13 protein-coding genes and 2 pseudogenes are annotated in these 12,592 nt (G+C 69.5%); 8 read left to right on the top strand and 7 right to left on the bottom strand.

Features of this window, described 5'->3' with window-relative positions:
- From JFB92_RS27035 to tnpA, 5 genes and pseudogenes are all read right to left on the bottom strand, one after another.
- Positions 1–114, bottom strand: a pseudogene (locus tag JFB92_RS27035) (ABC transporter ATP-binding protein); the annotation flags it as partial.
- Positions 115–348: 234 nt separating this feature from the next.
- Positions 349–1,020 (bottom strand): response regulator, encoded by a 672-nt coding sequence (locus tag JFB92_RS19065; RefSeq protein ID WP_199042515.1) that lies wholly within the window; start codon positions 1,018–1,020, stop codon positions 349–351.
- Entirely contained in the window at positions 1,017–2,249 is a 1,233-nt protein-coding gene (locus tag JFB92_RS26700) for a sensor histidine kinase (RefSeq protein ID WP_199042514.1), read from the bottom strand. The genes JFB92_RS19065 and JFB92_RS26700 overlap by 4 nt, the downstream gene beginning before the upstream one ends.
- 64 nt (positions 2,250–2,313) lie before the next feature.
- On the bottom strand, positions 2,314–3,144 hold the full coding sequence (locus JFB92_RS19055; protein WP_199042513.1) for a RecB family exonuclease: 831 nt from the start codon (positions 3,142–3,144) through the stop codon (positions 2,314–2,316).
- A 165-nt stretch (positions 3,145–3,309) separates the two neighbouring features.
- Positions 3,310–3,564: pseudogene (tnpA, locus tag JFB92_RS19050) on the bottom strand (IS200/IS605 family transposase); the annotation flags it as partial.
- A 51-nt stretch (positions 3,565–3,615) separates the two neighbouring features.
- Between tnpA and JFB92_RS19045 the strand changes: the two are divergent.
- The 5 genes from JFB92_RS19045 (at position 3,616) to JFB92_RS19025 (ending at position 7,060) form a co-directional block, all read left to right on the top strand.
- Positions 3,616–3,873 (top strand): zinc ribbon domain-containing protein, encoded by a 258-nt coding sequence (locus JFB92_RS19045; RefSeq protein WP_199042512.1) that lies wholly within the window; start codon positions 3,616–3,618, stop codon positions 3,871–3,873.
- A gap of 129 nt (positions 3,874–4,002) precedes the next feature.
- A complete protein-coding gene (locus JFB92_RS19040; protein WP_199042511.1) occupies positions 4,003–4,167 on the top strand; it encodes a cellulose binding domain-containing protein in 165 nt (54 codons plus the stop codon).
- Positions 4,168–4,197: 30 nt separating this feature from the next.
- The gene (locus JFB92_RS19035) at positions 4,198–4,986 is read left to right on the top strand and encodes a class I SAM-dependent methyltransferase (RefSeq protein ID WP_199042510.1); all 789 of its coding nucleotides are present in this window, start codon (positions 4,198–4,200) and stop codon (positions 4,984–4,986) included.
- Between the two features lie 48 nt (positions 4,987–5,034).
- Positions 5,035–6,138: a M50 family metallopeptidase gene (locus JFB92_RS19030; protein WP_199042509.1), complete on the top strand. Its 1,104-nt coding sequence runs from the start codon at positions 5,035–5,037 to the stop codon at positions 6,136–6,138.
- A gap of 1 nt (position 6,139) precedes the next feature.
- Entirely contained in the window at positions 6,140–7,060 is a 921-nt protein-coding gene (locus tag JFB92_RS19025) for a tRNA (adenine-N1)-methyltransferase (protein ID WP_199042508.1), read from the top strand.
- Positions 7,061–7,069: 9 nt separating this feature from the next.
- On the opposite strand, the gene JFB92_RS19020 is transcribed toward JFB92_RS19025, so the two are convergent.
- Positions 7,070–7,354, bottom strand: coding sequence for a ferredoxin (locus JFB92_RS19020; RefSeq protein WP_199042507.1), 285 nt, complete (start codon positions 7,352–7,354; stop codon positions 7,070–7,072).
- Between the two features lie 115 nt (positions 7,355–7,469).
- Between JFB92_RS19020 and arc the strand changes: the two genes are divergently transcribed.
- Positions 7,470–9,251, top strand: a complete 1,782-nt coding sequence (gene arc, locus JFB92_RS19015; protein ID WP_199042506.1) for a proteasome ATPase — start codon at positions 7,470–7,472, stop codon at positions 9,249–9,251.
- A gap of 83 nt (positions 9,252–9,334) precedes the next feature.
- Here the strand turns inward: arc and JFB92_RS19010 are convergent, their stop codons facing one another.
- Positions 9,335–10,504, bottom strand: coding sequence for a PP2C family protein-serine/threonine phosphatase (locus tag JFB92_RS19010; RefSeq protein WP_199042503.1), 1,170 nt, complete (start codon positions 10,502–10,504; stop codon positions 9,335–9,337).
- 141 nt (positions 10,505–10,645) lie between these two features.
- Here JFB92_RS19010 and dop point away from each other — a divergent pair, with 141 nt between their 5' ends.
- Both dop and JFB92_RS19000 read left to right on the top strand, forming a co-directional pair.
- On the top strand, positions 10,646–12,151 hold the full coding sequence (dop, locus tag JFB92_RS19005) for a depupylase/deamidase Dop (RefSeq protein ID WP_199042502.1): 1,506 nt from the start codon (positions 10,646–10,648) through the stop codon (positions 12,149–12,151).
- A 205-nt stretch (positions 12,152–12,356) separates the two neighbouring features.
- Positions 12,357–12,572, top strand: coding sequence for a ubiquitin-like protein Pup (locus JFB92_RS19000; RefSeq protein WP_199042496.1), 216 nt, complete (start codon positions 12,357–12,359; stop codon positions 12,570–12,572).
- The last annotated feature ends 20 nt before the right edge of the window (positions 12,573–12,592 follow it).

The following is a 12,592-nucleotide window of genomic DNA, read 5'->3' as shown; positions in this document are numbered from 1 at the left end:
GAACGAGACCGACACGTCGCGCAGCGCGACGACCTGGGCCTCTCCGGAACCGTAGGCCTTCCATACGCCTTGGGCGGCTACGGCGGCAGTCTTGACAGGGGATGCGGTGGACACGTCGCTCTCTCTTCTTTCGATGACGGTGGCGGTGTTCCGAGTATCGGGTTTCATGACATCGATGCTTCAGATAATGACATCATACATGACGTCAAATTGCATCGTGGTTCTCGTTCGCTCTTGCCCCGACGGTATTCGAAACCGGCCCCGCTCGCATCGGCTTTGAGAATGGTCCGGTCTCCGACTACAGACGTAGATCCGTGGTACTGCGGTCCTACCGAGTGGCCAGGTACGTCACCGCGAGGGCTTGACCAGGCCGGTCTCGTAGGCCAGGACGACGGCCTGGACGCGGTCGCGCACCCCGAGCTTGGTCAGCAGGTGCCCCACGTGCGTCTTCACCGTGGTCTCGCCGACGGTCAGAGAGTCCGCGATCTCGGCGTTCGTCAGCCCCTTCGCCAGGAGCATCAGGACCTCCCGCTCACGGGAGGTCAGCGCCTCCAGCAGGGCCGGGGTGCGGTCGTCGGCGGGGGCGCGCTGCTCGGCGAAGCGGCCCAGCAGGGTCGACAGGATGTGCGGGGCGACCACGGCTCCGCCGCGGTGGACGGTCCGGATCGCCTCGACCAGGTCCGCCGCCGGAGCGTCCTTGGTCAAGAACCCCGCCGCGCCCGCCTGGAGGGCGCCGACGACGTACTCGTCGAGGTCGAATGTGGTCAATACCAGCACTCTGGTCGGAAGTGACGCCTCGACGATGTCGGAAGTCGCGGCGACGCCGTCGCGTCGCGGCATCCGGATGTCCATGAGTACGACGTCGGGGATCAGGCGGCGGGTCAGGTCGAACGCCTCGACTCCGTCCCCGGCCTCGCCGACGATGTCGATGTCGCTCTCGGCTCCGAGCACCATCTTGAACCCGGCGCGCAGAAGTTGCTGGTCGTCCGCGAGCAGCACGCGGATCGGTCGCTCGCTCATCGCTCGACCTCCTGGAGGTGCGCGTTCTTGGGGAACTTGGCCTCGACCAGGTAGCCGCCGCCGGCCTGCGGGCCCGCCAGGAGGGTGCCGCCGTAGAGCGTGGCGCGCTCGCGCATCCCGATCAGCCCGTGGCCCCCCGCGAACCCGTCCGACACCGGGGCGCCCCGCCCCGAGTCTCCGATGGAAACGCTGAACTCCGTCGTTCCGTAGTCGACCACGACCCCTGCTTTCGCTCTCGGCCCTGCATGTTTGATGGTATTCGTCAGTGCTTCCTGGACGATCCGGTACACGGCGAGACTCACGCCGGTCGGCAGCGGGTACTGCTCGCCGCGCACGCTGTAGCGCACCGGCAGCCCCGCCTCCTTGGTCTGCGCTACCAGGGTCCGCAGCGAATCGACCGTCGGCTGCGGCTCCAGGTCGGCGCGGCCCTCCTCGTCGTGCCCCTGCCGCAGCACCGCCAGGATGTCGCGCATCTCGCGCAGCGCGGTGCGCGCGGTCTGGTTGACCGTGACCAGAGCGTCCTCGGCCGCGTCCGGGTCGGAGCGCAGGACCCGCTTGGCCCCCTCGGACATGACCCCGATGACCGAGATGTGGTGGGCGACCACGTCGTGCAGCTCCCGGGCGATGCGCCGCTGCTCGTCGGCCACGGCCTGCGCGGCCAGCGCCGCCTGCGTCCGCTCGGCCACCCGCGCCCGGTCGGAGAGCTCCTCGAACTTCAGGCGCCGGTTGCGCATCACCCAGCCGACGAAGAACACCGTCGCCGCCATGACGGTGTTGAGCAGGATCAGCATGATCCGCCACGTCATGGTGGTCTCGGCGGCGCTGACGAAGTACACGGTGAAGTGGACGGCGATCCAGATCGACAGGGACGCGGCGAGCGCCCGGCGGAACGGCAGGTGGGCGGCGGCGGTGTAGGTCAGCACGAAGAATCCGATTCCGCTGTCGGCCACGAGCGCCCACAGATCGGTGACGACGGCCGTTCCGAGCACGAGCAGCGACATCGCGACCGCCGCCCACAGCCACTTGCGGCGGATGGCGATGGGCGCGAGCGGGACCGTCAGCAGCAGCGCATCGGACCAGGAGAACTCGAATTCGGTGTTGAGCTGCGTGCTGATCCCATACGAGGCGACGTACACGACCGCGATCGTGACCGCGAGCACCGTGTCCGCGAGCAGCACGTGGGTCTGGAACCAGGCGCGGAGCCCTCGGATCTCGTTGGCGGAATGCACGCCTAAACGGTAGCCGCCGCAGCCGTGCTCCTCATCGAGCGCGAGGACGACTAACGAGTCCGCCTCAGGTAGGAGGCATCTCCAGGCCAGGCAGCACCGTCGGCAGCGGATAGGTCGGCGGCTCGCCCCCGAACTCCGGGCAGTGCTCCTGGAACGAGCACCAGCCGCACAGCTTCGAGCGCTGCGGCCGGAACCGGCCGGTGGCGATGGCCTCGCGCATCGTCGCCCACAGCGCCTTGAGGCCCTTCTCGAAGCCCTCCAGCTCCGCCTGCGTGGGGGAGTAGTCGAGCACGCGCGCGTCGCCCAGGTAGATCAGGCGCAGCAGCTTGGGCACGGTGCCGCGGGTGCGCCACCAGACCAGGGCGTAGAACTTCATCTGGAAGATCGCCTTGTCGGAGAACCGGTCCGGCGGGCGGCGCCCGGTCTTGTAGTCGACCAGGCGGACCAGGCCGTCGCCGTTGACGTCGGCGCGGTCGATGAAGCCTTTGAGCTGGGTGCCGTCGTCGAGCGTGGCCGTCACCAGGCACTCGGTGCGGTGCGGCTCGAGCCGAGTGGGGTCCTCCATCTTGAAATAGGTCTCGACCAGGCGGCGCACGTTCCGCAGCCAGGTCCGCTCGTCGTCCGGGTCCTCGAACAGGTGCGTCAGGTCCTCGGAGGCCTGCAGCTTGGCCCACTCCGGCTCGATCATCGCCAGCGCTTCCTCGGGGGTGCGGCCTCCGGCCTCCACCTCGTAGAGGTGCTCGAGCACCGAGTGGACCAGCGTCCCCTGGACCTGCGCCTTCGATGGCGGCTCAGGGAGGCGGTCGACCGCGCGGAGGCGGTACAGCAGCTGGCACTGCTGGAAGTCGGCCGCGCGCGAAGGCGAGAGCTGGGTGGGTCGGGTGGCCTGCGGCATTCTTCGAGCATATGACGTCCGGGCGCGCCGAGGACGGTCGGCTCCACCGCGCTCTGAAGGGAACGCCGAAGGCTACCGGTTTCCCGGAGGGTGCTCCGGTCTTTAGGTCGGGGGTGAATCCGGGGCGATTGCCTGTTCGCGGTCCCGCGAAGCGGGACTGCGAGCCTAGCTCGGGCGTTGTTCCCCTTCGATGTACCGGTGGACCGTGTCCAGGGGCGCGCCCCCGACGCCGGCGGCGAGGTACGAGCCCGACCACAGCCGCTTCGCTCTCCAGTAGTGGCGCTCCAGCTCCGGGTACTCCTGGCGGAGCCTGCGGGAGGAGACGCCCTTCAGGCTGTTGACCAGTTTCGAGACGGCGACCTTGGGCGGGAAGTTCACCAGCAGGTGTACATGGTCCGTTTCGCCGTTGAATTCGACCAGCTTCGCGGGCTCAGTCGGGGCCGGGCCGCCAAGTCAGTGCAGGACGCATCGTTGGGGAGGTTCCTTGACCGTCTCGAATCCAAGGCGCGGCGCGCTGGGCGCACCTTCGCGAAGGTCGACCGGTACTTCCCTTCCACCCGCCTGTGCTCGGCCTGCGGGGCTTTGACCGGGCCGCAGGGCCTGGACGGGCTGAAGGTGCGCCGGTGGAGGCGCGGGTGCGGTGCCGAGCACGATCGGGACGCGAACGCCGAGATCAACATCAGACGCGAAGGCCAGCGTCTGGTGGCCGCCGGGCAGGCGGACACCTAAAACGCCTGCGGAGGGCCGGTAAGACCCGGGCGCAGCCCGTTGAAACAGGAACCCACCCGTAGACGGAACGCACCAGCGGACTGCAAGCCGGGAATCTCCGTCCCTTCAGGGCGGAGAGGAAGTCAAAACATGGTCTACATGCATCTCAGCGACTGGTCCCAGTCGGGCGCGAGCGTGACCGCGGCCGACGCGGGCTGGAACGGCCAGGTCGCCGCGGACGAGAGCCGCGAGGTCTTCGGCTTCATCGCCTCCGGCCCGGCCGCCACCCCGGAAGTGGGCTGCGAGCCCGCTTGACATCTAACATAACGTGCGTACTGTTATGGCATGGCATCCGACACCGCACCCTCCGACGGCCCGCCGGCCGCGCCGAGCACGCACGATGAGATGGCCCGCTCGTTCGGGCGGGCCGCCGACCTCTACAACGCCAGCAGGCCGACCTACCCCGACGAAGCGCTGAGCTGGATGTGCGGCGACGCCCCTCGGGACGTCGCCGACATCGGCGCGGGCACCGGACTCCTGACCAGGGGTCTCCTCGCGCTCGGCCACCGCGTGAGGGCCGTCGAACCCGACCCGCAGATGCTCGCCAAGCTCCTCGACAGCACTCCCGGCCTGGCCGGCCACCACAACGCCCCGGCCGAGGACCTGCCGCTGCCGGACTCCTCGGTCGACGTCGTCACCGCCGGCCAGGCCTACCACTGGTTCGACCGCGACCGGGCCCTGCCGCAGTTCCGCCGAGTCCTCCGGCCGGGCGGCGTCTTCGCGCCCATCTGGAACGTCCGCGACGAATCGGTCGACTGGGTCGGGGCGCTGTCGGCCATCATCGGCTCCTCGGCCGGCGAGCGCGCCGCCACCGGCGCGGCCGCACCGGGCAACTTCGCCCCGCACTTCGAAGCATCCGAGCTCCGGGTCTTCCGCTCCGGCAAGACCCTCGACGGCCCCGGCCTTATCGCCCTGGTCCAGTCCCGCTCGGTCTACATCACCGCCGGACCCGACCGCCGCCGCGAGATCACCGACGCCGTCGCCGACCTCCTGGCCACCCACCCGCAGCTCGCGGGACGCGAGACCTTCGAGATGCCCTACGCCACCCACGTCTTCCGGGCCCGCCCGGCATGAGACCGGTCGGGACACCCGTTCCGACCCGCGACGCGTAGCATTGCGCCGGTGTCGTCGTCCGTCACCGAATTCCGCCGCTCCGGATTCACCCTCTGCCGCATCCGCGGAATACCGGTGACCCTCGGCTACACCTGGCTGCTCCTGGCGGCCATGGTCGTGGCCGTCTACGCCCCGATCGTGCGCCGCTCGGTCGACGGCATCGGCGAGAGCACCTCCTACTTGGTCGCCGGGCTGTTCGCGATCACCCTGCTGCTGTCGGTCTTCCTCCACGAGCTCGGCCACGCCCTGGTCAGCCTCAGAGCCGGCATCAGGGTCACCCGCATCAACCTCGACGCCCTCGGCGGCTTCACCGAGATGGAGCGCGAGGCCGCCCGGCCCGGCACCGCGGCCGCCATCGCCCTGGCCGGACCCGCCGTCTCGGCCGCGCTCGGAGCGTTCGGCCTGGCCGGACTCGCGTTGACCATCCCCGGCTCCCTGACCTGGCAGCTGAGCTTCCAAGTCTGCGTGGCCAACATCCTGGTCGCCGCCTACAACCTCCTGCCGGGACTGCCCCTCGACGGCGGCAAAGCCCTCCAGGCGGGCGTCTGGGCCGCCACCGGCGACCGCTGGGCCGGCTACCGCTGGGCCGGATGGGCCGGGCGCGTGGTCGCCCTCGGCACCGTCGGCGCCGGCCTCTGGCTGTTCTCCGGCCGCATCTTCTCCTGGATCGGCCTGATCCTGCTCCTGTTCGTCGCCTTCGAGCTGTGGCGCGGCGCGGGAGCCGCCATCAGGGCCGGGACCATGGGCCCGAGGATCAGAAGCCTCGCCGCCGGAACCCTGGCCCGACCGGCCGTCGTCCTGCGGCCCGGCGGCACGCTCGCACAGGCCCTGGAGGCCGCCGACGGCCGCGAGGTCGTGATCGTCGGCGACGAACCGGTCGGCGTCCTCGACCGCGCCGCGGCCGAGGCCGTGCCCGAGGGCCAGATCGCCGCCATGCCCCTGGACGGCCTGCTGCGCTCGGCGCGCTCCATCCCCGCCATCAAGGCCGGAGTCGGCGGCCAGGACCTGATCGACCTCATCGGCAGGACGCGCGCCGAGGAGTACTTCGTCTTCGACGAGGGCCGTCTGACAGGGCTGCTCTACACCGCCGACGTGGTCAAGGCCCTCCGTTAAGATGCTTCGGGCCTACCTGAAGGAGACTGCCACCGTGGAAGAAGACGCGCTCAAGGCGGGCGACCGAGTCCAGCTGACCGACGCCAAGGGCCGCAAGGCCACCATCACCCTGAGCGAAGGCGGGGCCTTCCATACCCACCGGGGCATCATCGAGCACGACGACCTCATCGGCCGCCCCGACGGGGTCACCGTCACCTCCGCCGGCGGCACCGCCTACCTGGCCCTGCGCCCCCTCCTGCCCGACTACGGGCTGTCGATGCGCCGCGGCGCCCAGGTCATCTACCCCAAGGACATCGCACAGATCCTCACCTTCGGGGACGTCTACCCCGGCGCGCGCGTGGTCGAGGCCGGGGCCGGCTCGGGCGCCCTGACCAACTGGCTGCTGCGCGCGGTCGGGACGACCGGCCACGTCTACTCCTGGGAGCTGCGCGAGGACTTCGCCGAGATCGCCCGCCAGAACGTGGCCGGCTGGTACGGGAAGGCTCCCGACCAGTGGACCCTGACCGTCGGCGACGTGGCCGAGGCCGACCTCGAACCGGTCGACCGGGTCGTGCTGGACATGCTCAGCCCCTGGGAGGCCCTGGACACGGTCGAGCGCCTCCTGCGGCCCGGCGGCGTCCTGGTCGGCTACGTCGCCACCACCACGCAGATGTCCGACCTGGTCGAGGCCCTGCGCGAGCGCAAGACCTTCACCGAGCCCGAGTCCTGGGAGACGATGCTGCGCGGATGGCACCTGGAGGGCCTGGCCGTGCGGCCCGACCACCGCATGGTCGCCCACACCGCGTTCCTGGTCACCGCCCGCAAGCTGGCACCCGGAACCGTCGCCCCGGCGCGCAAGTACAAGCCCTCGAAGGGCCAGCAGGCCCTCCGCGAGCGCAACGCCCGCCGGGCCCGGTCGTCCGAGGACGAAGCGGGGGAGTGAGGAACCGTCCTATTCGGCCCCCGGGCCGGCCACGGGCGTCTTGTCGGCCTGATCGCGGACGTAGATGCATTCCCCAGGGCAGTCATGAGCGGCGTTCACAATGTCCAGTCGGCGGCGCTCGGGCACGAATGTGTGCGATCCCTCAGCGGTCAGCAGCTCGCCCTCGGCGTCCTTGACGTATGCCAAGCCGTCGATATCGAACTCGAAAACCTCCGGCGCGTACTGGACGCACAGTCCATCGCCTGTGCAGGCGTCCTGGTCGATCGAGACTTCGAGTTCGCGTTCCTCACCCATGTCCCCCAGATTAATTGCCACAAAGATCCTGGCGCAATGTCGGTGTCGAGTCTTACTATTGGCGTCCCCAGCCAGCTACGGTTGGAGTAGGACCCTCACTCGGGAGGTGTGACCCGTGGCACGCAACAATGATGACCGTCGACAGGGACTGGGTCGGGACTCAGAGCACGACGAACTGTCAGGACAGGTCGAAGAGCTCCAAGAGGAACTGGCCGCGGCCCGGCGTCGACTCACCGAAACGCCCCGGCATGTGCACATTCTGGAGGAGCGGCTCGCCGCCGCTCAGACCCAGATTGACCGCCTGTCGGAGCAGAACGAGCGGCTCGTGGCGACCCTCAAAGAGGCCCGCGAGCAGATCGTGTCTTTGAAGGAGGAGATCGACCGGCTGGCGCAGCCGCCCTCCGGTTACGGAGTGTTCCTCGGAGCCCGTGAAGACGGCACCGTCGACGTCTTCACCTCCGGGAGGAAGTTCCGCGTCGCGCTCGCCCCGTCCATCGACGCCGACGAGCTCGAGCGCGGGCAGGAAGTCCTGCTCAACGACGCCATGAACGTGGTGGAGGTGCTCGAGTACGAGCGCATCGGCGAGGTGGTCACGCTCAAGGAGCTGATAGAGAACACCGAAGGCGGCCCGCCCGACCGGGCGCTGGTGACCAGCCACGCCGACGAGGAGCGGGTGGTCCTGCTGTCGGATGCGCTGATCAACCAGCCGCTGCGGGCCGGCGACTCGATCATGATCGAGACCAGGGCCGGCTACGCCTACGAGAGGATCCAGAAGAGCGAGGTCGAGGAGCTCGTCCTCGAAGAGGTCCCCGACGTCGACTACTACGACATCGGCGGCCTCGACGGGCAGATCGAACTGATCAGGGACGCGGTCGAGCTGCCGTTCCTGCACGCCGACCTGTTCCGCGAGCACCAGCTGCGCGCCCCCAAGGGCGTGCTGCTGTACGGCCCGCCCGGCTGCGGCAAGACGCTCATCGCCAAGGCCGTGGCCAACTCGCTGGCCAAGAAGGTCGCCGAGATGCGCGGCGAGGAGGCCAGCTCCAAGAGCTACTTCCTCAACATCAAGGGCCCGGAGCTGCTGAACAAGTACGTCGGCGAGACCGAGCGGCACATCCGCCTGGTCTTCCAGCGCGCTCGCGAGAAGGCCTCGGAAGGCATGCCGGTCATCGTGTTCTTCGACGAGATGGACTCAATATTCCGCACCCGCGGCTCCGGAGTCTCCTCCGATGTGGAGAACACGATCGTCCCGCAGCTGCTCAGCGAGATCGACGGCGTCGAGGGCCTGGAGAACGTCATCGTCATCGGCGCCTCCAACCGCGAGGACATGATCGACCCGGCGATCCTGCGGCCCGGCCGCCTGGACGTCAAGATCAAGATCGAGCGTCCCGACGCCGAGAGCGCCAAGGACATCTTCTCGAAGTACATCACTGCGGACCTGCCGCTGCACGACGACGACCTGCTCGAGCACTCCAAGGACCGCGACGCCACCGTCCTGGCGATGATCCAGGCCGTGGTCGAGCGCATGTACTCCGAGGTCGAGGAGAACCGCTTCCTGGAGGTGACCTACGCCGACGGCGACAAGGAGGTCCTGTACTTCAAGGACTTCAACTCCGGGGCGATGATAGAGAACATCGTGGCCCGCGCCAAGAAGATGGCCATCAAGGACTTCTTGACGCACCAGTCCAAGGGCCTGCGGCTCAACCACCTCATCGACGCGACCGTCGACGAGTTCCGCGAGAACGAGGACCTGCCGAACACCACCAACCCCGACGACTGGGCGCGGATCTCCGGCAAGAAGGGCGAGCGGATCGTCTACATCCGCACGCTGGTCTCCGGCAAGGGCTCGGACTCCGGACGCAGCATCGACACCGTCTCCAACACCGGTCAGTACCTGTAGCGAAGCGGAAGGTACCCAGCAGCACAGCCTGTAATCGACTGCCGGGGGTTCCCGGTACCGAGTGAGTCGGAGCGGCCGGCGGGTCAACCCGCCGGCCGCTCGGCGCTGTGCGGCACCTGGAGGACCAGCATCGTCAGGTCGTCGGTGCGCTGGAAGCCGCCGCCGTAGAAGTCCTCCCGCAGCCCCCACCGCAGCCCGTCGGGGTCGCGCACCCCGGCCGCGACGTGGGCGTTGACGCAGTCGACCAGCGGGAAGGTGTTCCCGCGGCGGTCGCGGGCCTCCGACAGGCCGTCGGTGTAGGCCACCACCAGGTCGCCGCGCAGCAGCGGGGCCTCCAGCGTCTCGGCCCTGCTGGGCGCGAACTCGGCCAGGCCCAGCGGGGGCCGGGGCCGGGCCGAGAGCGGCTGGGCCCGGCCGTGCACCAGCAGCGGCGGCGGGTGCCCGCACAGCACCACCCGCACCAGGCGCTCACCCGGCGGGATCTCGATCAGCGCGGCGGTCGCGAACGTCTGCCCCCACTCGTCGCGGCCCCGGTTGTCCAGCCGCACCCGGCGCTCCAGGCGGGCCGCCAGCGCGGTCAGGTCGGCGTCGTCGAGTGCCCCCTCCCTGAAGGTGCCGAGCAGCGCCTCGGTCAGTCTCACGGTGTTCAGATCGTGGCCCTGGACGTCCCCGACGACGATCCTGATCCCGCGCTCGGTCTCCTGGGCGTCGAAGAAGTCGCCGCCGACCAGGCCCGGGCTGCCCTCGGCGGTCCGGTACGCCGAGGTCACCAGCAGCGGGCCGATCCGGTCGGGCAGTTCGGGGAGGATGGCCGCCTGGGCCGCCTCGGCGACGATGGTCATGTTGAGCAGCCTGACCACCACCCGGTCGCGGATCCAGGCCAGCAGGATCGACAGGCTCCCGACCGAGACGACCGCCGCCACGTCCAACCAGCCCGAGGCCGGCAGCTCCAGCAGCCCGAGCGCGTCCCGGCCGGCCGCGACGAACCCCGCCACCGCCGCGACCGCCGCCGCGGTCGCCAGCGGCCCGTTGACCAGCGCGGTCAGGGCCGGGAAGGTGAAGATGAGGTAGGTGTAGCGCAGGAAGGCCGGGTCGATCGCGAACAGCGCCAGCGGGAGCACCGCCAGCAGCGGCAGCAGGCGCAGCCACAGCACCGAGCCCGGGTCGCCGCCGGTGATGCGGGACCAGGGACCCTCGCCGCTCAGATAGGACCTGGTCGAGCCCTGGTCCCGTGCCACCTCGCTTGAGCCCATCGGGCTGATCGTAAGCGGCCGAATCGCTCCCGGCTGCTGAACGCGCATTCCTCGGCCTCAGGTGTGAACCGGAAGGGCCGGTTCGGACCGATCCTCGGGCTGGAGGGGCGGAACCGGGGGAAGACGGACTAGGCTCGAAGCATGACCGTACGCCGCATTATGGGCACTGAGATCGAATACGGGATCAGCGTGCCCGGCCAGCCGGGGGCCAACCCGATGGTGACCTCCTCCCAGATCGTCAACGCCTACGCCGCGCGTCCAGAGCTTTCCAAGGGCGGCCGCGCCCGCTGGGACTACGAGGAGGAGACGCCGCTGCGCGACGCGCGCGGATTCACCTACACCGGCGCCCTCTACGATCCGGCGGAGAACCTGGCCGACGAGGACACCGGCCTGGCGAACGTCATCCTCACCAACGGGGCGCGCCTGTACGTCGACCACGCCCACCCCGAGTACTCCACGCCGGAGGTCACCAACCCCCGCGAGGTGGTCCTGTTCGACAAGGCCGGGGAGATGACCATGGCCGAGGCCGCTCACCGGGCGGCCCACACGCCGGGGATCGGCCCGATCAACCTCTACAAGAACAACACCGACAACAAGGGCGCCTCCTACGGCGCGCACGAGAATTACCTGATGAGCCGGCAGACGCCCTTCGCCGACATCGTCGCCCACTTCACGCCGTTCCTGGTCACCCGGCAGGTCTTCTGCGGGGCCGGGCGCATCGGCATCGGCCAGGACGCCTCCGAGAGCGGCTTCCAGGTCTCCCAGCGCGCCGACTTCTTCGAGGTCGAGGTGGGCCTGGAGACCACGCTGAAGCGGCCGATCATCAACACCCGCGACGAGCCGCACGCCGACGCCGAGCGCTACCGGCGCCTGCACGTGATCATCGGCGACGCCAACCTGGCCGAGTACGCCACGTTCCTCAAGGTCGGCACCGCCTCGATCGTGCTGGCCATGATCGAGGCCGGCGCCTTCGACGGCTCCCTGGCGGTGGCCGAGCCGGTCGCGGAGCTGCGCGCGGTCAGCCACGACCCGTCGCTGGCGCACAAGGTCGAGCTGCGCAGCGGCAAGCGGATGACCGCCGTCGAGTTGCAACAGTCGATCCTGGAGGACGCCGAGCGGTTCTGCGGCGCCGACGCCGACCCGGCCACCCGCGAGGTCCTCGACCAGTGGGCGTTCGTGCTGGACGCGCTGGCCCGCGACCCCATGGAGCTGGCCGACATGCTCGACTGGCCCGCCAAGCTGTCGCTGCTGAACCGCTACCGGGACCGCGAGGACCTGGACTGGGGTTCGCACAAGCTCCAGGCGATCGACCTCCAGTACCACGACGTGCGGCCCGAGAAGGGCCTGTACCACCGCCTGGTCAAGCGCGGCTCGATGAAGCGGCTGCTGACCGACGCCGAGGTCATGGACGCCATGATCGAGCCGCCCGAGGACACCAGGGCGTTCTTCCGCGGCCGCTGCCTGGCCCGCTACCCGTCCGAGGTGGTGGCGGCCTCGTGGGATTCGGTGATCTTCGACGTCGGGGCGGACTCGCTGGTGCGGGTGCCCATGATGGAACCGGAGAAGGGCACCAAGGCCCACGTGGGGGACCTGTTCGACCGCTGCGAGGCCGCCAAGGACCTGCTGGACGTCATCACCGCCGAATAGGCGGCCCGCTTCCGCTCTGGGCGAACACGCGCCGGGGCCGTTCCGCGCGGTGATCCACCGATCGCCCAGCGTGGCGACCCCGCGCGGGCTCCGGGTCCGGTCGGTCCCGGAATATTACGGGCCGGTACGGCGTCGTACGTGGCGTGGTGTCGTACCCGCGCGGTACGGTTTACTCACCGTCGGTCGAAGGTAGAAGGGAAATGCGATGGCAGCGAAGGACTCCGGCGGGCAGTCGCAGTCACAGCGGTCGCGGCAGGATGCAGACGCCGAGACCACAGAGACCGCTGTCGACCCCGAGATTGCCGAGCGTCACGAAGAGATCACCGAGGAAGTAGACGACCTGCTCGACGAGATCGACGAGGTCCTGGAGACAAACTCCGAGGAATTCGTCCGCTCGTTCGTGCAAAAGGGCGGCCAGTAGGAGCGCCCTGCCCCAGTGGA

Source organism: Glycomyces salinus, from assembly GCF_016428645.1.
Lineage (GTDB): Bacteria > Actinomycetota > Actinomycetes > Mycobacteriales > Micromonosporaceae > Glycomyces > Glycomyces salinus.
This window is presented reverse-complemented; position numbering and strand designations above follow the sequence as displayed.

Excerpts from the sequence above, each read along its gene's own strand:
- JFB92_RS19010 (WP_199042503.1), bottom strand. The coding sequence starts at position 10,504 with ATGGGCTCAAGCGAGGTGGCACGGGACCAGGGCTCGACCAGGTCCTAT.
- JFB92_RS19020 (WP_199042507.1), bottom strand. The coding sequence starts at position 7,354 with ATGGGTGAGGAACGCGAACTCGAAGTCTCGATCGACCAGGACGCCTGC.
- JFB92_RS19040 (WP_199042511.1), top strand. The coding sequence starts at position 4,003 with ATGGTCTACATGCATCTCAGCGACTGGTCCCAGTCGGGCGCGAGCGTG.
- dop (WP_199042502.1), top strand. The coding sequence starts at position 10,646 with ATGACCGTACGCCGCATTATGGGCACTGAGATCGAATACGGGATCAGC.
- JFB92_RS19035 (WP_199042510.1), top strand. The coding sequence starts at position 4,198 with ATGGCATCCGACACCGCACCCTCCGACGGCCCGCCGGCCGCGCCGAGC.
- JFB92_RS19055 (WP_199042513.1), bottom strand. The coding sequence starts at position 3,144 with ATGCCGCAGGCCACCCGACCCACCCAGCTCTCGCCTTCGCGCGCGGCC.
- JFB92_RS19065 (WP_199042515.1), bottom strand. The coding sequence starts at position 1,020 with ATGAGCGAGCGACCGATCCGCGTGCTGCTCGCGGACGACCAGCAACTT.
- JFB92_RS19000 (WP_199042496.1), top strand. The coding sequence starts at position 12,357 with ATGGCAGCGAAGGACTCCGGCGGGCAGTCGCAGTCACAGCGGTCGCGG.
- JFB92_RS19025 (WP_199042508.1), top strand. The coding sequence starts at position 6,140 with ATGCTTCGGGCCTACCTGAAGGAGACTGCCACCGTGGAAGAAGACGCG.